This is a genomic window from Roseovarius sp. AK1035 (assembly GCF_003288315.1).
Classification (GTDB): domain Bacteria; phylum Pseudomonadota; class Alphaproteobacteria; order Rhodobacterales; family Rhodobacteraceae; genus Roseovarius; species Roseovarius mucosus_A.
Window position 1 is genome coordinate 2,666,061 of record NZ_CP030099.1, and the last position, 20,836, is coordinate 2,686,896.

Here is a 20,836-nt window from a genome sequence, read left to right on the forward strand (position 1 = left end):
TGCGTCTGATTTTCTCTGCGCCCATTCTGTCACATCCCTTCGGCGACAATCGACGGCTCGCGTCTTGCGGCGCAATCGGCCAGTGGACATATGCGGCAACTCACCCCAATCGGGCGCACCGCGCCGCCTGTCTCGCCGGGGTCTGGCAGCATCAGCATCAACGCCTGCATCAGGGGCGGGCGGTCGAAACCGGCGGGCCCGGTCTGCGCGGCTACGGCAAAGGCCTCGATCACTTCGGCTCCGCGTCCGGCCTGTCGCAGGCGCAGGCGCAGAGGCACCTGTGGTTGGCTCAGCACCTGATACAGCGGCCAGAGCGCGCAGGCACCGGCCATACGCGGTGTGGCAAACCCGGCAATCGGCTTGCGGAAGGTGAGCGTGCCAGAGGCATCGCAAATCACCAGCCCGACTTCGCCGACGTCGGTTTCCGGCAGGCTGGCCAGACGCCGGAACACCCGCGCCATATCTGCGCCCGTTGCCTCGGCCAACCGGTCGGGGCGCAGCCCGAGCGTGGCGACCCGTGCCAGAAACGCCCGAAGCGGAAGCGCTGCGGCATCCTCCATATACCGCAAGAGCGCCTCGCGTGTCAGGTTTTGGGCCGGGCTCGACATGCCCTCGGATGCGGCGGCGTCGATCAAACGCGCCACATCCCGCGGCCCCGCCATTTCGCGTTCCAGTTCGGGCAGGTGATAGCCGCGCGCTGCAAGATAGGCGTGCATCTCGTCCTGCGGCGAGGTCAATTCCGCCTCGGTATTGGGGGCCGCCTCGAGATACCGCACCAGCGCTTGCGCGCCTTCGGTCAGGCGGGCGCTGTCTTCGTTGATGTTGCGGTGAAATCGCGCCTGCCATTCCGGCTCAATCGCCTCGGTTTCCACGAGGATCGAGGACGTGGCGCGAATGGCCGTCACGGCCGAAATCACCTCGTGCAGGGAATCCGCAAGAAAAGGATCATGCGCCAGCCGGTCGGTCAGGGTCTCGATGGTGCGTTCCAGCGTCTGCGTGCGCCGATGCAGATCGCTCAAGAGGCTGGCCCAACCGGGATAGCGCCCGGCGAATTCCTCGGTTCGGTCCAGTTCTGGCCCATCGTTACGGGGCTTGCCCGCCGCTTCGCGCAGCCCGGAAATCAGCGTGGCCTCAGCGCCTTGGGTCAGTTGTGACGGTTCAACCTTGAGCGCCTCTGCCAGCTTGAGCAGAGTCTTGCCCCCGATCCGGCGGTGATTGTGTTCGATCAGGTTGAGATAAGACGGCGAAATCCCGGCCCTCTGCGCCAGATCGGATTGCCGCATGCCGTTCAGAACCCGCCGCTCGCGGATTCTGGTGCCGATCATGAGCCGGTCCGGCATCTGGCCTGTCCTTTTTCGGGGAAGAAGGGATGGTGCGAGAATTTTTTTACAATAGGCGCACGGCATTTGTCTATAAGTTTACAGGCCGTTTATTCCATAAGATATTTGCTTTGCGCAAGATTGTTTCGCGTTTATCTGCAGGCGGTCTTTCCTGCAAGACATCCCGCTGAAACCGCTGTGGTGTCGCCTCATCCGCCGTGTCGGCTCTGGCAACGGGTTGCTCTGTTTTTACGCATTCACGTCGCAAATTGACGCGACAGTCGGTTCCGATCCTCTCAGCCTGCAGAAAAGTGGCCTCGTGCCAACAGCCTAGAATTGGAACCCCATGGCCACGCTTTCGGCTCAGCCCGCCCCCGCGCCGTCGCGCGCGCTGCAAGGGATACTCTGCGTCGAGATCGCCATGCTGCTCTTTGTCGGGCAGGACGCCATGATGAAAACGCTGCTGACGATCTATCCGGTATGGCTGCTGATTTTCGTGCGCTCCATCGTGACACTTCTCGTGATGACACCGCTCATTCTATGGTTGGGCAAGCCGCATCGCCTGCTGACGCCTCTTTGGCCATTGCATCTGATCCGTGCGTTCCTTTTTGCCTCGGGATTTTCGATGTTCTATGCGGCTTTCCCGTTCATGGGCCTGGCCGAGGTCAGCACGATCTTTTTCTCTGCGCCGCTTATCACCGCGCTATTCGCGGCGGTGTTCCTGCGCGAAACCATCGGCTGGCATCGCGGGGTCGCCTTGGTGGCGGGGTTTGTGGGTGTGCTCATCGCGATGAATCCAACGGGCGAGAACTTTTCCCTTGTTGCGATCCTGCCGCTTCTGTGCGCCGTGACCTATGCAATTTCTCAGATCATCGCCCGCCAGATCGGTGACCGGGAAAGCACGCTTACAGTGGGGCTTTATACCCTGACCTTTGCGGGGCTCTTGATCCTGCCCATGGGCTGGCTGGTCAATCAGGTGATCGAGATCACCCCGGCGACCTATCATCTGCGCTGGGAGATGCCGCCGCAGGCGTTGGACGATCTGCCGCGTCTTGCGCTGTTGGGGGCCATCGGGATGGCGGCCTACACGCTTGTCTCGCGCGCCTATCAGGTGGCGAATGCCAGCCTCGTCGCACCGTTTGACTATACCTATCTGCCCTTTGCCGCCCTGCTGGCCTATGTGCTCTGGGATGAAGTGCCCGCGCTGAATACGTTGGCAGGCATGGTGATCATCACCGCCTCTGGTCTGTACCTTGGATGGCGCGAACTACGAGCCTCGCGTCATAGTGATGCCACGCCGGTCACGGCCGAGGCGATCTTTGCCCCCGGCAGCCCTCTGCCGCCGCAAATTCCCGAGGAAGAAACCAGCCGATGACCACTGTCACGATCCAACCTGAACGCGATATGCGTGGCTATGTCCTTGTTTTTCTTGCAGGGCTGGTCTGGTCTACCGTTGGCTTGGGCATTCGCTTGATCGACGAAGCACAGGTCTGGCAGATTCTGTTTTACCGCTCCGCGTCGATGACCCTGCTGCTCTATGTGGTGATCCGATTGCGCACCGGGCAAGATGCACTGCGTCTTGCACTACAGATGGGCTGGCCGGGGGTGATTGGTGGGCTGTCGCTGGTGGCGGCCTATACCGGCGCAATCTTTGCCATTCAGACCACCTCTGTCGCCAATGCGATGATGCTCTTTGCCTGCTCGCCGCTTTTGGCTGCGATCCTCGGGCGGGTGGTCCTGCGCGAATATGTGCGCCCGCAAACTTGGGTGGCTATCGTGGTGGCGGCCTGTGGCATTGCGGTCATGGTTTGGGACAAGTTCGGGGGAGCGGCGCTTGTGGGAAATCTGGCCGCCATCGGATCGGCAGTAGGGTTTGCGACCTTCACCATCACCCTGCGATGGGGCAAGGCAACCGAGATGATGCCGGCGATCTTTCTCTCGGGGCTTTTCGGCATGGCGCTCATGGCGGCGATTTGTTTCTGGCTGGGGTTATCGCTGCGGATATCCAGTGCGGATACGGCGCTTTCACTGGGTATGGGGGTGTTTCAGGTGGGGCTGGGGCTGATCCTTTACACGATTGGCTCGCGCACAGTGCCTGCCGCCGAACTCACGCTTTTGTCGCTGGCCGAGGTGGTGCTGGGGCCGGTCTGGGTCTGGCTGATACTGGGCGAGACGGCGACAACCAACACTTTGATCGGTGGAACGATCCTTTTGGGGGCGATCGCAGGTAATGCCTTGTCCGGGGCGCGGCGCAGGCCGCCGCCACCCATGCTCTGATCGGCAATCTGCTGCCGATACGGGTTCGTCCGATGGAACAAAACCCATCCCCCTGCGTTATCTTGGACAATGTGTTTGAACCAAGAACGGAAAGGGAAAGAACATGAACCGCAGTCTCATTCTTGCCAGCGTCACCAGCTTTGCCTTGGCAGGCTGCATGGAGGGCGTCAGTGACCGCGAACTGGTCGGCGGTGCCGCGGGTGCCGCTGGTGGTGCCTTGCTCGCCTCGGCCTTTGATGCCGATTCCGGCTGGACTGTCGTCTCGGCGCTTGCTGGGGCGGCGGCGGGCACGTTGGTGGCGCGCAACACCGCGCGCAATCAATGCGCCTATTCCAACGGCGACGGCACCTATCGCACGGTGCCGTGTTAACAACCGAGGCGGCGGGCGTTCTGCCCCCGCGTAGAGATTGTGGCGCCTGACCGGGGTCACATCGCCCCGGCCCCCGAGCCGGGGCCCCCACGCCCCCTCGGCGAGGTCCCGGGCCAAGCCCGGGGCATGTGCGGTTTCGGTCGAGCGCAACACGCCTTAAAACTGCTTGCGGGCCACGCGCTGAGCGATTTTGACAAAGTTGTGCACATGCACGCCCTGTTCGTCGAGGCGGTGATTGACTGATAGGCTGGTGCGGGCAATCTCTGGCTCAATGCGCAGAAACTTCATGCCCTTGCGCGGCGCGGTCGAGACCGATTCCGGCACGATGCACACGCCCTCGCCAATCGCCACAAGGCTGAGGGCTGTTTGCAAATCCATGCACCACAGGCGCAGAGGGGCGGTGAATCCCGCGCCCTCAATCGCCTTGAGCACAAAGTCGGCATAGCTGGGCCGGGGGTGTTCGGGGTAGAGCACAAGATTATGCGTCTCAAGCCGCTCCAGCTTGGCCACGGTGCGACCGCCGGTGTCGACCGTATCGGGCAGGGCCAAGATCAGCTTTTCCTCCATCAATTCCTTGGTAACGAATTCCGGATCGCGCAGCGCTGGCCGGGCAAAGGCCACGTCAAGCTCGCGCGAGACAAGCGCGCGATGCAGCTGCGCGTTGTTCATCGGGTTAAGGCTCAGATTGACCTCGAGGTAATTGGCGCGAAAGGATTTGATGATGGTTGGCAGGATGCCAAAGGTGGCCGATCCAACAAACCCGACACGCAGCCGCCCCTCTGCCCCTTGACCTAATCGGCGCACTTCAAGTTTGGTATCCTCGAGCTGTGCAAGTATCGATCGCCCACGTTCGAGCAAGCGCTCACCGGCCTGTGTCAGGCTGATGGCACTGCGACCCCGGTTGAACAGGATCGCGCCCAACTCTTCTTCGATCTGTTTGATCTGGCGACTAAGCGGCGGCTGCGCCATGTCGAGCCGTTCCGCGGCGCGGCCAAAGTGCAACTCTTCTGCCACCGCTATGAAATAGGTTAGTTGCTTGAAATTCATGGCACCCTCCAGCCCCAAAAACTAGCCTAGCCTGTTGCGGGCATAAAAAAAGCCCCCGCGTGACGGGGGCCTTGAAGTTCCAGGCAGGGAGGGTGGGTTATTCGGCGGCCACGGCCTGCGCCGCAGCGTCTGCCTTGAGCACAAAGTCGAATTCGAAATGCAGGTCTGTGCCAAGCTCTTTGGGGGCCGGTTTGAACTTGCCGATCAGGCTGTCCTTGACTGCGAACACGCTGTCATCATCCAGCCATTTGCTGTCACCGTCATAGATTTGGCTGATCAACTGACGATATCCGTCTTTCGAGATGATGAAATGCATATGTCCGGGGCGGTAGGGATGATGGCCCATGTAGCGCAGCAATTCGCCCGCCGTTTCCGTATCGGGGATCGGATAGGGCACGGGGCGCACAGCGACAAAGGCGTAGTGACCATTCTCATCGGTCTCGAACCGTCCGCGCAGGTTGTATTCCGGTTGATCGGGATCGAGGTTTTCGTAGATGCCATTGGGCGCATCTTCCCAGACATCAAGCGTGACACCGGCAATGCCGTTGCCTGCTGCGTCGCGGATATAGCCCTCGAAATAGGCGGTTTCCTCGGTGTCGTAATGTTTCTGGATGGTCGATGCCCCCTTGGGCAGCACGGGCGGATTCTCGCGGTAAAACGGCCCCAGCACGGTCGACTCGCTCTCGGGGCCGTCAATCGGGTTGGACAGCATGTCCACCAGCACTTCGACGCCGAGAATATCGCCCAAAAGGATGAATTCCTGCCGGTTCTCGTCGCAGGTCTGGCCTGCGCGCTTGAGATATTCGCAGCCCTCAAGGAATTCGCCGTGTTGCAGGTTCACATCCTTGCAAAAGGCGTGCAGGTGGCGAATGAGCGCGGTCATGATGTCGCGCTGACGCTCAGTGATCTCACCGTGCTTGCCGAGGCTTGCGATCACCACATCGGTGATGTTCTCCAGATTTACGATTCCCATGGGTTCTCCTCCAAACGGGGTTTCATATGGCGTGGGGCAGGCCGGGGCGCACCCTGTGGTCCTCGTTGTCGATCAAGGCGGGTGTCAAACCAATGCCGCAGGCGGTATCGCGTGATACCCGGTCCGGCATAGATCAATCGCCCCCTTAAATGCCACCTCTAGCACAGACCTAGCATTATGAGGGAGGCAGAGGTGATCGACAGATTTCGCGAGATTGCGACACGGCTAGAGGACCAGCCCCATCTCTTGCGCCTTGGGCGGCTCTTTTCCGAGACGGTGCTGATCGAGATTGAGGGCGACGAAATTTATCTGACCTTTGACAAGGGCCGGATCGTGTCGGTTGTAGCCGGGCCAAGCCGCAAAACGCCGTGGCGCTTTGCGTTGCGCACTGATGCTGACGCACTGGAGCAGTTCTGGCAGGCGCGCCCCGCGCCCGGATTTCACGATATCTTTGGGCTGGCCAAAATCGGGCGTGGGCGGATCGACGGCGACATTCTGAGCCTGGTCAAGAACCTGCGGTTTTTCAAAGAAGTCATGGCGCTTGCGCGGTGCAAAAAGGAGGCTGCCGCATGAGCATCGAGCCCATCACTGGACGTTACATCACGGTCGAGATCGCGGGCGCGCCGCGCCGCATTTATTTCGAAGAGGCGGGGCAGGGGCGGCCTGTTCTGTGCCTGCACACCGCCGGGGCCGATACGCGGCAATGGCGTCATCTGATGAACGATGCCAAGGTGACAGCGGACCATCGCCTGATCGCCTTTGACATGCCGTGGCATGGTAAATCCCTGCCGCCAGAGGGGTTCGAGACCGAAGAATACCTGCTTACGACCGAAGACTATATCGAGACGGTGTTGGCGGTAGTGGCCGGATTGGGGCTGGAGCGCCCCATTCTGGCGGGCTGTTCCATGGGGGGGCGGATCGCGCTGCAACTGGCGGCGCAGCACCCGGAGTATTTCAGCGGATTTATCGCCATCGAGGCATCGGATTTTCAGCCCGCATGGTATGATATCGACTGGTTCCACCGTCCCGATGCCCATGGCGGCGAGATGGGCGCGGCGCTCGTGTCGGCCAATATCTCGCCCTATGCTCCAAATGCCGAACGCTGGAACACGCTCTGGATGTTCATGCAGTCGGGGCCGGGCGTGTTTCGGGGGGATCTGAGCTTTTACACGCGCGATGACAGTTTGATCGGGCGATTGGCGCAGATCGACACTGGCAAAACTCCGGTGCATCTGCTGGTCGGGGCCTATGATCTGACCTGCACGCCCGAGGATGCGAAACGCACGGCGGCGGCCATTCCCGGCGCGACGGTTTCGGTGATGGATGAGCTGGGCCATTTCCCGATGAGCGAGCATCCGCAGGGGTTTCGCCCGTTTTTTCTTGATGCCCTTGCGCGGATGCCGCGCGTGGCCGCGCAAGCGGCCTGAGAGGAGTTTCCGACATGACCAATCCCTGCATCATCTGCGTGGCAATCACGGGAAGCTTGCCGCAGAAATCCGACAATCCGGCGGTGCCGATCACTGTGACCGAACAGGTCGAATCGACCCATGAGGCGTTTGAGGCCGGGGCCACAATCGTGCATGCCCATGTGCGCAATGACGATGGCTCGCCCTCGTCCGACCCTGAGAAATTCGCGCGCCTCAAAGAGGGGATCGAGACCCATTGCCCCGGTATGATCATTCAATTTTCCACCGGCGGGCGCTCTGGTGCGGGTCAGACGCGCGGCGCGATGCTGTCCTTGCGCCCTGACATGGCCTCGCTCTCGGTCGGGTCCAACAACTTTCCCACACGGGTCTATGAGAACCCGCCCGATCTGGTCAACTGGCTGGCGGAGGAAATGCGCCAGTATGAGGTCAAGCCCGAGATCGAGGCGTTTGACCTAAGCCATATCCTCAAGGCCAAGGACATGTCCGATCAAGGCCAACTTCTTGGCACGCCCTATGTGCAGTTCGTGATGGGCGTCAAGAATGCGATGCCGGTCGACCGCGATGTTTTCGACTATTACATCCACACGGTCAAACGCCTGTTTGGCCCGGATGCGCCCTGGTGCGCGGCGGGGATCGGGCGGCATCAGGTCACGTTGAATGACTGGGCCGTTGCGGCAGGCGGGCATGCGCGCACCGGGCTTGAGGATAACGTGCGGCTGGATCGGGATACCCTCGCGCCCTCGAATGCCGCTTTGGTGCGGCGGGTGGTCGAGTTCTGCGAGCGCCACGCCCGCCCTGTGGCCACCTGGCGCGAGGCGCGGCAGATGCTGGGCCTGCGTGCGCAACATGGCCTCAAGGATGGCAAAGCGGCGTGATTCTATGGTGAGTGGGCTGGTCCTTTGGCGGTCAGCCCGTCACCTGCCCATCCCCGACCACGATCTTCCGACGACAGAGCGATGCGATCTTGTCGTCATGGGTCGAAATCAGAAAGGTGGTGCCTTCCTCTTGGTTGATCTGGGTGATCAACTCCATCACCTGCATGGCTGACACACGGTCGAGATTGCCAGTCGGTTCGTCCGCCAGCACGAGTTCGGGGCTGTTCATCAGCGCCCGCGCCACGGCGACGCGCTGTTTTTGCCCGCCCGACAGGCTGGTGGCGGGAAAATTGATCCGTTCCGCCAGACCCATCCGCGCCAAAAGATCACGGCCCCGCGCCCGCGCAGCGGCGGTTTCCCGGCCCTCGCGCACGGCGGTGGGAAAGATCACATTCTCCAGCGCGGTAAAATCCGGTAAGAGATTGTGGAACTGAAAGACAAATCCGATATGGGCATTGCGAAACTCTGTCAGGGCCCGGTCATCGGCGGCGATCAGGTCTTCGCCCAGCATGACGTGGCGGCCCGAGGTGGGTTTCATCAAAGTGCCAAGAATGGTCAAAAGCGTGCTCTTGCCCGATCCGGATGGCCCCAGCAAAGCCGCCATTTCACCTGTCTCAAGCCGCAGCGAAAGCCCGCGCAAGACCCGCGTTGCGGCCTCTCCGGTACCGAAGGTCTTGACCAGATCGCGCACCTCCAGAAGCGCGCTCATTGGCCAATCGCCGTGACAGGATCGACCCGCGCCGCCGCGCGCGCAGGCAGGATCGAGGCGAGGACAGCCCCGATCACTGTGAGGGTAATGGCCAGCCCATACGAGCCTTGGGTGATGTCCATCGGCAGAGTGCCCGCCTTGAACGCGTCGCGCGGCGGGAAGGGCAGGAGCGCCAGATACCCAAGCCCCGCGCCCATCATCCCGCCCATCAGCCCAATGAGCGCGCCTTGGGTCACGAAAACCACCACGACAAATCCGCGCCCCGCGCCCATCGCGCGCATGATCCCGATTTCCGGGCGGCGACGGTAGGTCGAGAGCAGCAGCGCCGAGGCCACGCCGATCACAATGGTGATAAGCGCGAATGTCTTGAGGAAATAGCCGGTCTGCGCCTGTGCGCTCAGCGCCTCCATCAACTGTTCGGCCCCATCGGTCCAGGGCACGGCATCGAGCCCGGTCAGGGTGCGAATGCGCAGCGCCGTGGCATCTGCGGCGTTGAGGTCCAAAAGCTTGATTTCGATCTGGCTCACGCCCTGTGGCATGGCAAAGAGCGTGCGTGCAGTCGACAGGCTGACAAAGGCGCGCGCCCCGTCCAAGGCCCCGTTGCCCGTCTCAAAGATACCCGAGAGGGTCAGCAGGGCCGTCACCCCCTCAGAGCTTTGCAGGCGCAGCGGCTGATTGAGCGACAGGTCGAGATCATCGGCAAGCTCTCGCCCCACCACGATCAGACCTGCGCCCAGCCTTGCGCGCCCCTCAACCATATACCCGTCCAGATCGAGGATCGCGGATTCGCGCCCTGGCTCAATCCCGGTCACGCTGACCTGCTCCACTTGTGCCCCGCGCGTCAGAAACCCCGCCCCGGTGATCTGTGGCGAGACCGCCTTGACCCCCGGCACCGCCTCAATCAGCGGCAGCCACGTTGCGGCCTCGGCCAAAGAGGCGGTGCGCGTGCGGCCCCGTTCTGCGACCATAAGCACATGGCCTTCGGGCGTGAACAAAAGCGTGGGATCATCCGGTTCCGCCTCGATTGTGACATGGGCGATATCACCCACGGTGCGCGACAGGATGAATTGCGCCAGCCCCCCGATAAGGGCGGACATGAAAATGAAGATAAAGACACCCACCGCCACCCCAAGCACCAAAAGCGCGGTCTGCGCCTTGCTGGCGGTCAGATAGCGTGCGGCGATCTTGAGCGCATAGAGCATCAGGGCGGCCCCGCTGTGACGGCCTGACCATCCGCGATGCCGGTGGCCTCGGTGATGAAAGTATCGCCTTGGGCCAGCCCCGCCGTCACGATCAGCCGAGCGGCGGGCCACTCGACCACTGAAATCGGCTGAAACCTCGCCGTGCCGTCGCGAATGACGAAAACGCCCGGTGCGCCTGCGTCAGAAACCAATGCGGTGCGGGGCACGGTCAGGGCTGCGTCGCGCTGATCCACGATGATATTGGTCGCCACGGTCAGGCCCACCGGCGCAAGGACGGGCGTGTCAAAGGACAACTCGACCGCCAGCCCGCCGGTTGCGATATCGACCCGCTTTGAGACATAGCTGACCTGTCCCGCGCGGGTCTGCGTTTCGCCCGCCAATTGCAGAAGGGCGGGCTGCGCTACGGCGATTTGGGTGGCATAGGCCTCGTCCACATCGGCCTCGACCAAAAGCGCGCTGAGGTCGGCAAGCGTCAGGATGGGCGTGGCGGGGCTGACAAGTTGGCCCTGCTCGACATCGAGCATTACAACACTGCCTGCGACAGGCGCGCGGATTGTGTGATTGGCCAACAGAACGCGCGCCTGATCGAGCGCCGCACCAAGACGGGCGACCTCTTGGGTCGCGGCCTCGAGCCTGTAGCCATAGGTGTCGCGCACAGAGCGGGCGATTGTGGTGGTGAGCGACGTGGCGCGATCAAATTCAGCCTGCGCTTCGCGGAGTGCGTCGCGCGCGGCGTCTAGGGCGGCTTGTGCCTGTCGCACGCTGGCGCTCTGCGCCTCGGCATCAACTTGGGCCAAGATCTGACCTGCCTCGACACGGTCGCCCTCGATCACAGGCAACGCCACAAGCGTGCCGGTGACCGTTGACGTCACCTCAACCGAATTGACAGCCGCGATCCGGCCATTCACAGCCAAGACGCGGGTGACAGGGGCCAGCGCTGCCGTCTCGACCAAGACGGTTGGCGGGCGGGCCATCCACGCCTGAGCGGTGATGAGCCCAGCAATGGCCATGCCGACAAGCGCCGCTGCCACCCATATCCACCGCCGCCCGGATTTCCGAACAGGAGCGTCCCGGCGCGGCACTGGCAACGGCGAAGGAGATGCAGGGTCTTTCTGCGCGGTCGCAGGCGCGTTGTGTCGGGCAGGTTTCTGGTCAGCCGGGGCCAAACGGGGTTCCTTTGCTCAGGGCACATATGCCGGGGGCGGCGGATTTTGCGCCGCCTCCTGTTCCTCTAGCATAGGCGGGCAAATCGCAACTGCCTTGACGTGGATCAGGGGCGGGTAGACTGCCCGCGCGCCTCCATTGACCCATGCAGGCACCCCGGGCATAACCGACGCAGAGCGGCGGTGACCCGACGCTTTGACACAGGCATGCTGCCCCGGCGGATCAAAGCCTAGGTAGCCAGAAAGATTGAGCCGGACCATGCGCAGCACCAAGATCATCCATGTCGTTTCCTGTCATGCCGAGGGCGAGGTGGGCGATGTCATCGTGGGCGGCGTAACCCCGCCCCCCGGCGATACGATCTGGGATCAGCGCAAATGGATCGCCGAGGATCAGACCCTGCGCAATTTCATGCTGAACGAGCCGCGTGGCGGCGTGTTCCGGCATGTCAATCTGCTGGTGCCGCCCAAGCATCCAGAGGCACAGGCCGCCTGGATCATCATGGAGCCCGAGGATACACCACCGATGTCGGGATCAAACTCGATCTGCGTGTCGACCGTGCTGCTAGACAGCGGCATCATCCCGATGCAAGAGCCGGTGACGCATATGGTGCTTGAGGCGCCGGGTGGGCTTGTGCGGGTGCGTGCAGACTGCGCCAACGGCAAGGCCGAGCGCATCTTTGTCGAGAACTTGCCCTCCTTTGCCAGCCGTCTGGGCGTGCCGCTTGATGTGCCGGGTGTCGGGCAGATTACTGTGGATACGGCCTTTGGCGGGGATAGTTTCGTGGTGGTCGATCCCGTGGCGCTTGGCGTCGATCTGGTCGAGGATAACGCGCGCCGGATTGCAGAGCTTGGCATCCGCATTACCAATGCGGCCAATGCCCAGTTCCGGTTCGAGCATCCCGAAAAGCCAGATTGGGCGCATCATTCGTTCTGCCTATTTGCCGGGCCGATCACGCGCGAGGGGAGCACCCTGCGCGCGCAATCGGTGGTCGCCATTCAGCCCGGCAAGCTGGACCGGTCGCCGACCGGCACGGCGGTCTCGGCGCGCATGGCGATCCTCGCGGCGCGCGGTGAGATGGGCGAAGACGACCGCTTTACCGGCGTGTCGATCATCGGGTCAGAATTTCACGGGCGGATTCTGGGTCGGGTGCAGGTTGGCGGGCAAGAGGCCATTCGCCCCGAGATTAGTGGGCGGGCGTGGATCACCGGCACGGCACAGCATATGCTGGACCCCAGCGATCCGTGGCCGGGCGGCTATCGGCTTTCGGATACATGGCCACGGATCAGCTAAGGGGCAGGGGCGTGCGCATAGCGCCCCTGCACTCAGACTGTGACCGCAGCCAGCCCTTCGGATTCGAACCGCGCCAGTTGCGCCAGTTCTGCATCGCTCAGGGCAATGCCGCCGCTCAGGGCGTTTGCCCGCGCCGCAAAGCGCCGTTCAGAGGGCAGGCGCGCGCCCTGGCCACTGATGGCGCTCAACAGGCGCTCGCCTTCGGCAATCGGATCGCGCCCACTGCGTGCGGCAAAGGTCGCCGGATCGAGCGCTACGACCAATGCGCCATGACGCGGCAAGAGGCTGGTGCCGCCGGAAAACTCTAGCGCTTCCTTGCTCATGAATTCACCCAGCATGGCACCGGCCAGCAATTCGACCATTGTCGAAATCGCCGATCCCTTGTGCCCGCCAAAGGGCAGCATCGCACCCGCCAGTGCCGCCTCGGGATCGGTGGTGGGGTGGCCGTCCTTGTCCATCGCCCAGCCTTCGGGGATGGGCGTGCCTGCGCGGCGGTGCAATTCGATCTCGCCCCGCGCGGCGACGCTTGTGGCAAAATCGAACACATAAGGATGCGGGCCGGGACGCGGCCAGCCAAAGGCAATCGGGTTGGTACCCAAGAGCGGCTCTTTGCCGCCCGTGGGCGCGACCGAGGAATAGCTGGGGCACATCGAGAGCGACGCAAGGCCCCGCGCGGCCAAAGCCTCGACATCGTGCCAGAGCGCCGAGAAATGCAGGCAATCACGGATCACCAGAGCCGCCAGCCCGGTCTCGCGCGCTCGCGCGGCCAAGGCATCGACAGCCGCGTCAAAGGCCGGATTGGAAAACCCGCCGCCCGCGTCCACCTCGATCACCGCGCGGCCTGTATCCTGCAGCACCGGCACAGCATCCGGCACCACCTTGCCCGCTGCGATCACCCGCAAGCAGCCTTCGATCCGGTAGATGCCATGCGACTTGCAATGATCCCGCTCACCCGCAACGATGACCCGCGCCACGGATGCTGCGCTCTGAGGGCGCACGCCGCAGGACTCGAAAATCGACGTCACGCGCGCCAAAAGGCTATCAACGGAAATCACGGTCGGCTCGGCCATGCGGGCGGTCTCCTTCAGGATTGGGGGCTATTTGTCCACGTCGGTATAGGTGCAGGCCCAGAACACCTTGGTTTCGGTATCATCAATCGCGCGCAGCCCGTGTTTGATGGTGCTGTCGAAATAGGCGCAATCGCCGGGCTCCATGATCACCGGCTCGTAATGCTCGACCGTCAATTCAACGCGACCCGAAAGAACGTAGAGCGTCTCTTCGCCGTCATGCGATTCCAACTCGTCGCGCGTGAGGGGGGCGCGTTTCTCGACCAGTGTCACCAGCGGGATGATCTTTTTTTCGGCCAGCGCGTTGCACAGCACCTCGTATTCGAAATTCTTGGCGCGTACCTTGCGCCCTTGGCCTGCGCGCGTCACGGTCATGCGCGTGGTCTGTGTCGCGTCATGATCGGCGGAAAAGAGCCGCTCCATGCCAATATCATAGGCGCGGGCGATCTTGATGAGGTTCTCATAGCTGGGTGAAACGCGCCCGTTCTCGATTTTGTGGATGGTCGAAAGCGCCAGACCTGTGCGCTGCGCCGCCACTTCGAGCGTGTAGCCGCAGGCCTGCCGCACAGCTTTCATGCGTGCGCCCAAATCCGCGCGCAGTTGATGGCGCTCTACGTCCCAATCATCCGCGGCACTCTCGACGGAGGTTTTTTCTGTTTCGGCCATAATTTTTCTTTTCTTACCAGTCATGATTGTTTAAGCATATATTTGTGTTGGGCACAACAGTAGCAATCCTGATATTGCAGGGGGAGACGGAATATCGGACTTTTCCGTCTTCCGGACCGAATTTCTCAGGAAACAAACTTCAACAAAGGGTGATTTCATGCCAGACCTGATTGTTGCCGCCGAGGTTCAGGGGCCAATCCTGCTCTGCGATGAGGGGCTGAGCGTCTGGGGCGGTGTTGATCCCCAGAGCGGGCGGATCATTGATGCGCATCACCCGCAGCGGGGGCAATCGCTGGCCGGTCACGTTGTAATGATGCCGACCAGTCGTGGCTCTTGCACGGGTAGTGGCGTACTTTTGGGGCTGGCCTTTGCTGGCACGGCGCCCAAGGCGCTGATCTTTCGCGAGGGCGAGGATATTCTGACTTTGGGCGCGCTTGTCGCCACGCGGCTTTTTGATCGACCGATTGCCGTTCTGCGCCTCTCGGCCTCCGACTACGACCGTCTGTCCCAGCAATCCCATGCCAAGATCACCGCCACCCATCTGCGCGCAGGTGATCTGGAGATGCCGCTGACCTCTGTGGCCTCCGAGGGGCTGACCCTGTCGGATAGCGACCGCGCCTTTCTTGCCGGGGAGCATGGCGAGGCGGCGCAACTGGCGATGGAGATCATCACCACCCTCGCCGCCGCCCAAGGCGCGCCCAGCCTGACTGATGTGACCCGCGTGCACATCGACGGCTGCATCTATGCCAGCCCCGCCTTTCTGACCTTTGCCCGCGCCATGGCGGACAAGGGCGCGCGGGTGCGGGTGCCCACCACGATGAACGCCATTTCAGTCGATCACGCCAATTGGCGCGCGCAGGGCGTGGCCGAGGATTTCGGCCTGCCCGCCAGCCAATTGGCCGATGCCTATGTCGAAATGGGCGCGCGTCCCAGTTTCACCTGTGCACCCTATCTGCTTGAGGACAAGCCGGTCGCGGGCGAGGATATTGCCTGGGCCGAAAGCAATGCGGTGATCTACGCCAACACGGTTCTGGGCGCGCGCACCGTGAAGCATGCCGATTTCATGGACCTCTGCATTGCGCTGACGGGGCGTGCCGCACGCTCTGGCGTCTATCTCGACCAGAACCGCGCAGCCCGTCGGATCATCGACATCGACGTGCCTGAAGGGATCGACGATGCCTTTTGGCCGATGCTGGGCTGGATCGTTGGTCAGGTCGCCCCCGACCGCATCCCGCTCTTGCGCGGGCTGGAGGGGCTGAATCCCTCCGAGGATGATCTCAAAGCGCTTTGCGCGGCCTATGGCACCACCTCTGCCTCGCCGATGATGCATATTGAAGGGATCACGCCCGAGGCGGACATGCCGCCCACGCCCGATGCCGATCACGCCCGCATCACGGCGGCTGATTTTGCCCGGCTTTGGTCAGGGTTCAATCAAGGTGCGGAAAAGGTCGATCTGGTGGCGCTTGGCAGTCCGCATTTTTCCGCCGCCGAATGCAGCGCCTTTGCGGCATTGATGGAGGGGCGGCAGGTCAATCCCGCCGTAGCCACGATCATCACCCTTGGTCGCGGCACGCTGAGCACCATCACCGCGAGCGGCGTCAAAGCACGGCTTGAGGCCGCCGGTGTGACCATCGTGCCCGATATCTGCTGGTGCTCGATTTCCGAGCCGGTTTTTCCGCCTTCGGCAAAGGTTCTGATGACCAACTCTGGCAAATATGCGCATTACGCGCCGGGTCTCAGCAATCGTGCCGTGCGGTTTGGCTCGCTCGCGCAATGTGCGCAGACCGCGCAATCTGGCATGGCCCCCACAACCTCACCGCCGTGGATTGCCGCGGCTCCAGCCCTTGCTGGCCACTGATCCGCCTCCACAGGCACAACGCCACGCATCCAAAGGAGTTTTCCGATGAACAAAGACGTCTTTCACGGCACCATCCCCGCCCTGCTGACCCCCTGCACCCCGGACCGCAAACCCGATTTTGACGCGCTGGTGCGCAAGGGGCAGGAAATGATCGCGGCAGGCATGTCGGGCGTGGTCTATTGCGGGTCCTGCGGTGACTGGCCGCTTTTGACGGACGCCGAGCGGATGGAGGGCGTCGAACGCCTGACCAAGGCCGGCGTGCCCGTGGTTGTGGGCACTGGCGCCATCAACACGAAATCTGCCGTGGCCCATGCCGCGCATGCGCAAAAGGTGGGGGCTGCGGGCCTTATGGTGATCCCGCGCGTTCTGTCGCGGGGCCTGTCTGTCGCCGCACAGCGCAACCATTTCAAGGCCATACTAGAGGCGGCCCCAGATGTGCCCGCGATCATCTACAACAGCCCCTATTACGGCTATTCGACCAAGGCCGATCTCTTCTTTGCCCTGCGCGCCGAGCATAAGAACCTGATCGGCTTCAAAGAGTTTGGCGGCAAGAATGATCTCAGCTACGCCGCTGAACACATCACCTCGCAGGATGATGACGTGATCCTGATGGTAGGGGTCGATACCGAAGTGTACCACGGCTTTGTCAAATGCGGGGCGGTCGGGGCCATTACCGGCATCGGCACGATGTTCCCCAAAGAGGCGCTTTTGCAGGTGGCACTGTCACGCCGCGCAGCGACGGGTTGCCCCGAGGCGGACATGCGCGCGCGCGAACTGGCCGATGCGTTTTCCGTGATTGCCAAGTTCGACGAAGGCGTCGATCTGGTGCTCTATTTCAAGCACCTCATGGTGCTGAAGGGCGAAGAGGAATACCGCCTCAACATCAACGAGACTGATGCGCTCTCGCCCTCTCAGGCGCGGTTCTGCGAGGCGCAGTTCCATCAATTCAACGCATGGTTCGCCAATTGGGTCAAACAGGGCGGGGTGATCGCTGAATGCATGTGATCGACAGCCACACCGGGGGCGAGCCGACGCGCGTGATCCTTGACGGGGGGCCGGACCTTGGGTCTGGTGCCCTGTCCGAGCGCGCTCGGCTGTTGGCCTCGGAGCATCGCGATTTTTACCAATCGGTCAGCCTTGAGCCGCGTGGTCAGGTGGCGATGGTCTGTGCCCTGATGGTGCCGCCAACAGACCCGACTTGCGTGACCGGCGTGATCTATTTTGACGCCGAGGCGGTGCTTGGCATGTGTGGCCATGGCACCATCGGCCTTGTGGTCACTCTGGCACATATGGGCCGGATCAAACCGGGCATTCACCGGATCGAGACGCCCGTAGGCATCGTCACCGTCGATCTTATCGACGCCAACACCGTCACCGTCACCAATATCGAAAGCCGCCGCACCCATACCGGCGTCACGGTCGAGATTGAGGGACTTGGCGCTGTCACTGGCGATGTCGCTTATGGCGGCAATCTCTTTTTCCTTGTCGATCCCAGCCCCGTTCAAGTCCATTCCAGCAATATCCGCGCGCTGACTGATGCCACCATCGCTGTGCGCGACGCGGTGCAGGCGCAGGGAATAGACGTGGATCACGTGATCTTTTACGGCCCCTCTGATGATGCGGCGGCGCATAGCCGCAACTTTGTCCTTTGCCCTGACAACGCCTATGACCGCTCGCCCTGTGGCACGGGATGTTCGGCACGGCTCGCCTGTCTGGCGGCTGAGGGGCGGCTGGACGCAGGGCAAGAGATCGTGCAGGAAAGCGTGATCGGCAGCACCTATCGGCTGTCCTATACCCCCGGCCCAAGCGGCGGCGTGATCCCCTCGATCACTGGGCGCGCCTATGTGATGGCCGAAAGCACATTGCTATTTGATCCCAACGATCCGTTTCGCAACGGTATCCGTCTCTAACCCTTATAACAAAGGTGCCGCATGGCCCGCTCAGACATCATCGTCATCGGTGCCGGCATCATCGGCGTGACCAGCGCGCTTGCGCTGCAACGGGAGGGTCACCGCGTCCGCATTCTGGACCGCAAGGGCGTGGCGGCAGAAACCTCGCGTGGCAATGCAGGCGCGTTCGCCTATACCGATATCGAGCCGCTGGCGACGCCGGGCATCCTGCGCAAGGCACCGAAATGGCTGCTCGATGCGCTGGGGCCTTTGTCGATCCCACCGGCCTATGCGCTGCCGCTTTTGCCGTGGATGCTGCGGTTCTGGCGGGCGAGTTGGCAGGATCGCTATGCGGCGGCTGTGGCGGCACAGGCCAGCCTGATGCACCATTCGCGTGCGGCCTTGGAGCGTTTGATCGCCAATGTCGACGGCGAGCCGTTGATGCGCCGCGAAGGGCAGTTGCAGGTCTACGAGGGCGAGGCGGCCTATCGCGCGAGCCTGCCCGCATGGACCCTACGTCGTCAGCATGGCGTGCGCTTTGACCTCTTGGAAAGCCCCAATGCCTTGGCCGAGATTCAACCCGGTCTCAGCCCACGGTTTACACATGCGGGCTATACCCCCGACTGGATGAACACCGTCGATCCGGCGCGGTGGACCGAATATCTGGCGCAACAGTTTGTGGCCGTTGGTGGCGTGATCGAGACCGCAGATATTCGCGCGCTGCGACAGGCGGGCGACGGCGTCGAGATTGAGACCGCCACCGGCACGACATGCGCCGATCAGGTGGTTCTGGCTGCTGGTGCTTGGTCGCACCATCTGGCGCGCACGCTGGGGGACGCGATCCCGCTCGAAACCGAGCGCGGTTACAACACCACATTTCCCACCGCCAGTTTCGATCTGCGCACCCATCTGACCTTTGCCGACCACGGCTTTGTCGTGAGCAAGATTGGCGAGGGGCTGCGCGTGGGTGGGGCTGTGGAACTGGGCGGCCTGCGCCTTGCGCCCAACTACAAACGCGCGGAAACGCTGCTGCGCAAGGCCCGCGATTTCCTGCCAGGGTTTGATCCACAGGGCGGCACGCAATGGATGGGCTTTCGCCCCTCGTTGCCCGATAGCTTGCCGATCATTTCACGCGCGCCGCGCGCCGACCGGGTGATCTATGCCTTTGGTCACGGGCATCTGGGGCTGACGCAATCGGCGGGCACGGCTGAATTGGTGGCGGCGCTTGCCGCACACCGTGATCCGGCGATAGAACTGCAGGCGTTTGACGCCGCGCGATTTTAAAGGGTGCGGGGTTGGGAGGCGTCAACCGCCCCAACCCGGCCTTTCCCTCTTACCGAACATTGGCCAGAAACTTCTGCGTCTCGGGGTGTTGCGGATCGCCAAAGAGCTGATCCGGCGCGCCGATTTCGGCCATGATGCCCTGATGAAAGAACGCCACGCGGTTCGACACATCGCGGGCAAAGCCCATCTCATGCGTCACGCAGATCATGGTCATGCCTTCTTCGGCCAGCATCTTGAGGGTTTCCAGAACCTCGCCCACGAGCTGCGGATCAAGCGCGGATGTCACCTCGTCAAAGAGCATGTAATCGGGTGACATGGCCAGTGCACGGGCAATGGCCATGCGCTGTTGTTGCCCGCCCGAGAGACGCGAAGGATAGGTTGTCAGCTTGTCGCCCAGACCGACATGTCGCAGCTGCTTTTCGGCGATCGCTTCGGCCTCTGCCTTGGCCATGTCCAGCACCTTGCGCGGGGCAAGGGTGACATTTTCCAGCACCGTCAGATGCGGAAAGGCGTTCCATTGCTGAAACACGATGCCCACCTTGCGGCGCAGCTTGTTGAGATTGGTGGATTTGGCATGCACCTCGGTGCCGTCGATGGTGATGCGGCCACTATCAATCGGCTCTAGCCCGTTGATGCAGGTCAGCAGGGTAGATTTACCTGACCCAGAGCCGCCGATTACGGTCACCACCTCGCCACGCTGCACCGTCAGGTCGATCCCCTTGAGAACCTCCAGATCGCCAAAGGATTTACGGACATTCTGGATCTCAATCATTGGACCACCTTTTTTCGAGATAGCCGCCGAAACGGGCAAGCGGGAAGCTGATGACAAAATAGAACGCGCCGCAGATCAACAGCAGGAACAGTGGTTCTTGCAGGCGCGTGATGAGGATTTGGGTGGATTTCAACAGTTCGGTGACCTGCACCACATAGACCAGCGCCGAGTCCTTCATCACCCCAAGCGCCAGACCGATCCACGAGGGCAGGGCGACGCGCGTGGCCAGCGGCAGCACGATATAGCGCATGTCCTGCCCCCATGTCAGGCCAAGGGACCGCGCCGCGCGACGGGTGATTTCCGGCACCGCATCAATCCCGCCACGCACGATTTCGGCGCAATAGGCCGAGGTGTAGAGCGACAGCACGATGCAGGCCACGGTAAAGCCGGAAATCTGAAGTTGCAGCACCATGCCGACAAAGGCGTTGCCCAAGACCAGTTGAATGAGAAGCGGCACAGAGCGGAAAATGTCGAGAAAGAAGGTCAGCGGTGCGGCCAGAACCGGGCCAAGCTGCATTCGGATCACCCCAAAGAGGATGCCCAAGAGGGTGCCGATGACCACGGAAATTGCCGTGACAAGGATCGTGATCCCTGCGCCCTTGGCGAGAAAGACCAGATCATTGGCGGTGAGGGCGGTGTCGAACATG

Annotated in this window: 21 protein-coding genes; 11 read left to right on the top strand and 10 right to left on the bottom strand. The window is 62.3% G+C overall.

Annotation, left to right across the window (positions count from 1 at the left end; translation table 11 throughout):
* Window positions 1–29: 29 nt before the first annotated feature.
* Window positions 30–1,340 (bottom strand): helix-turn-helix domain-containing protein, encoded by a 1,311-nt coding sequence (locus RAK1035_RS12745; protein WP_008281985.1) that lies wholly within the window; start codon window positions 1,338–1,340, stop codon window positions 30–32.
* A 325-nt stretch (window positions 1,341–1,665) separates the two neighbouring features.
* On the opposite strand from RAK1035_RS12745, the gene RAK1035_RS12750 reads away from it, so the two are divergent.
* The 3 genes from RAK1035_RS12750 (at window position 1,666) to RAK1035_RS12760 (ending at window position 3,966) form a co-directional block, all read left to right on the top strand.
* Window positions 1,666–2,694 carry a DMT family transporter gene (locus RAK1035_RS12750; RefSeq protein WP_008281986.1) on the top strand — a complete coding sequence of 343 codons (1,029 nt, stop codon included), beginning with the start codon at window positions 1,666–1,668 and terminating at the stop codon, window positions 2,692–2,694.
* Window positions 2,691–3,596, top strand: a complete 906-nt coding sequence (locus RAK1035_RS12755) for a DMT family transporter (RefSeq protein ID WP_008281987.1) — start codon at window positions 2,691–2,693, stop codon at window positions 3,594–3,596. Before RAK1035_RS12750 ends, RAK1035_RS12755 begins: the two co-directional genes overlap by 4 nt.
* A 103-nt stretch (window positions 3,597–3,699) precedes the next feature.
* Window positions 3,700–3,966: a glycine zipper 2TM domain-containing protein gene (locus tag RAK1035_RS12760; protein ID WP_008281988.1), complete on the top strand. Its 267-nt coding sequence runs from the start codon at window positions 3,700–3,702 to the stop codon at window positions 3,964–3,966.
* A gap of 156 nt (window positions 3,967–4,122) precedes the next feature.
* Here the strand turns inward: RAK1035_RS12760 and RAK1035_RS12765 are convergent, their stop codons facing one another.
* Both RAK1035_RS12765 and RAK1035_RS12770 read right to left on the bottom strand, forming a co-directional pair.
* Window positions 4,123–5,013, bottom strand: coding sequence for a LysR family transcriptional regulator (locus RAK1035_RS12765; protein WP_008281989.1), 891 nt, complete (start codon window positions 5,011–5,013; stop codon window positions 4,123–4,125).
* A gap of 97 nt (window positions 5,014–5,110) precedes the next feature.
* Entirely contained in the window at window positions 5,111–5,986 is an 876-nt protein-coding gene (locus RAK1035_RS12770) for a dioxygenase family protein (protein ID WP_008281990.1), read from the bottom strand.
* A 192-nt stretch (window positions 5,987–6,178) separates the two neighbouring features.
* Here RAK1035_RS12770 and RAK1035_RS12775 point away from each other — a divergent pair, with 192 nt between their 5' ends.
* The 3 genes from RAK1035_RS12775 to RAK1035_RS12785 are packed head-to-tail and all read left to right on the top strand — an operon-like array spanning window position 6,179 to window position 8,288.
* Window positions 6,179–6,559: a hypothetical protein gene (locus RAK1035_RS12775; RefSeq protein ID WP_232279224.1), complete on the top strand. Its 381-nt coding sequence runs from the start codon at window positions 6,179–6,181 to the stop codon at window positions 6,557–6,559.
* A complete protein-coding gene (locus RAK1035_RS12780) occupies window positions 6,556–7,413 on the top strand; it encodes an alpha/beta fold hydrolase (protein ID WP_008281992.1) in 858 nt (285 codons plus the stop codon). The genes RAK1035_RS12775 and RAK1035_RS12780 overlap by 4 nt, the downstream gene beginning before the upstream one ends.
* Before the next feature lie 14 nt (window positions 7,414–7,427).
* Window positions 7,428–8,288 (top strand): 3-keto-5-aminohexanoate cleavage protein, encoded by an 861-nt coding sequence (locus RAK1035_RS12785; protein ID WP_008281993.1) that lies wholly within the window; start codon window positions 7,428–7,430, stop codon window positions 8,286–8,288.
* Window positions 8,289–8,319: 31 nt separating this feature from the next.
* Here the strand turns inward: RAK1035_RS12785 and RAK1035_RS12790 are convergent, their stop codons facing one another.
* Genes RAK1035_RS12790 through RAK1035_RS12800 form a run of 3 tightly spaced genes read right to left on the bottom strand, consistent with a single transcriptional unit; the run spans window position 8,320 to window position 11,230 of the window.
* On the bottom strand, window positions 8,320–8,997 hold the full coding sequence (locus RAK1035_RS12790) for an ABC transporter ATP-binding protein (protein ID WP_008281994.1): 678 nt from the start codon (window positions 8,995–8,997) through the stop codon (window positions 8,320–8,322).
* Entirely contained in the window at window positions 8,994–10,199 is a 1,206-nt protein-coding gene (locus tag RAK1035_RS12795; RefSeq protein WP_008281995.1) for an ABC transporter permease, read from the bottom strand. Before RAK1035_RS12795 ends, RAK1035_RS12790 begins: the two co-directional genes overlap by 4 nt.
* The gene (locus RAK1035_RS12800) at window positions 10,199–11,230 is read right to left on the bottom strand and encodes an efflux RND transporter periplasmic adaptor subunit (RefSeq protein ID WP_008281996.1); all 1,032 of its coding nucleotides are present in this window, start codon (window positions 11,228–11,230) and stop codon (window positions 10,199–10,201) included. The genes RAK1035_RS12795 and RAK1035_RS12800 overlap by 1 nt, the downstream gene beginning before the upstream one ends.
* Window positions 11,231–11,621: 391 nt before the next feature.
* On the opposite strand from RAK1035_RS12800, the gene RAK1035_RS12810 reads away from it, so the two are divergent.
* Window positions 11,622–12,653: a trans-3-hydroxy-L-proline dehydratase gene (locus RAK1035_RS12810; RefSeq protein ID WP_008281998.1), complete on the top strand. Its 1,032-nt coding sequence runs from the start codon at window positions 11,622–11,624 to the stop codon at window positions 12,651–12,653.
* A 32-nt stretch (window positions 12,654–12,685) separates the two neighbouring features.
* On the opposite strand, the gene RAK1035_RS12815 is transcribed toward RAK1035_RS12810, so the two are convergent.
* Both RAK1035_RS12815 and RAK1035_RS12820 read right to left on the bottom strand, forming a co-directional pair.
* Entirely contained in the window at window positions 12,686–13,723 is a 1,038-nt protein-coding gene (locus RAK1035_RS12815; RefSeq protein WP_008281999.1) for an Ldh family oxidoreductase, read from the bottom strand.
* Window positions 13,724–13,750: 27 nt separating this feature from the next.
* On the bottom strand, window positions 13,751–14,386 hold the full coding sequence (locus tag RAK1035_RS12820) for a helix-turn-helix domain-containing protein (RefSeq protein ID WP_008282000.1): 636 nt from the start codon (window positions 14,384–14,386) through the stop codon (window positions 13,751–13,753).
* A gap of 157 nt (window positions 14,387–14,543) precedes the next feature.
* On the opposite strand from RAK1035_RS12820, the gene lhpI reads away from it, so the two are divergent.
* The 4 genes from lhpI to RAK1035_RS12840 are packed head-to-tail and all read left to right on the top strand — an operon-like array spanning window position 14,544 to window position 19,417.
* Window positions 14,544–16,244, top strand: a complete 1,701-nt coding sequence (gene lhpI / locus RAK1035_RS12825; RefSeq protein ID WP_008282001.1) for a cis-3-hydroxy-L-proline dehydratase — start codon at window positions 14,544–14,546, stop codon at window positions 16,242–16,244.
* 45 nt (window positions 16,245–16,289) lie between these two features.
* Complete coding sequence (locus RAK1035_RS12830; RefSeq protein WP_008282002.1) at window positions 16,290–17,249, top strand: dihydrodipicolinate synthase family protein; 960 nt, start codon at window positions 16,290–16,292, stop codon at window positions 17,247–17,249.
* Window positions 17,240–18,154, top strand: coding sequence for a 4-hydroxyproline epimerase (locus tag RAK1035_RS12835; protein WP_008282003.1), 915 nt, complete (start codon window positions 17,240–17,242; stop codon window positions 18,152–18,154). The genes RAK1035_RS12830 and RAK1035_RS12835 overlap by 10 nt, the downstream gene beginning before the upstream one ends.
* A 21-nt stretch (window positions 18,155–18,175) precedes the next feature.
* A complete protein-coding gene (locus RAK1035_RS12840) occupies window positions 18,176–19,417 on the top strand; it encodes an NAD(P)/FAD-dependent oxidoreductase (protein WP_008282004.1) in 1,242 nt (413 codons plus the stop codon).
* Window positions 19,418–19,466: 49 nt separating this feature from the next.
* Here RAK1035_RS12840 and RAK1035_RS12845 read toward each other — a convergent pair whose 3' ends face one another.
* Both RAK1035_RS12845 and RAK1035_RS12850 read right to left on the bottom strand, forming a co-directional pair.
* Window positions 19,467–20,189 (bottom strand): amino acid ABC transporter ATP-binding protein, encoded by a 723-nt coding sequence (locus RAK1035_RS12845; RefSeq protein ID WP_008282005.1) that lies wholly within the window; start codon window positions 20,187–20,189, stop codon window positions 19,467–19,469.
* Complete coding sequence (locus tag RAK1035_RS12850; protein ID WP_008282006.1) at window positions 20,182–20,835, bottom strand: amino acid ABC transporter permease; 654 nt, start codon at window positions 20,833–20,835, stop codon at window positions 20,182–20,184. The genes RAK1035_RS12845 and RAK1035_RS12850 overlap by 8 nt, the downstream gene beginning before the upstream one ends.
* Between the last annotated feature and the right edge of the window lies 1 nt (window position 20,836).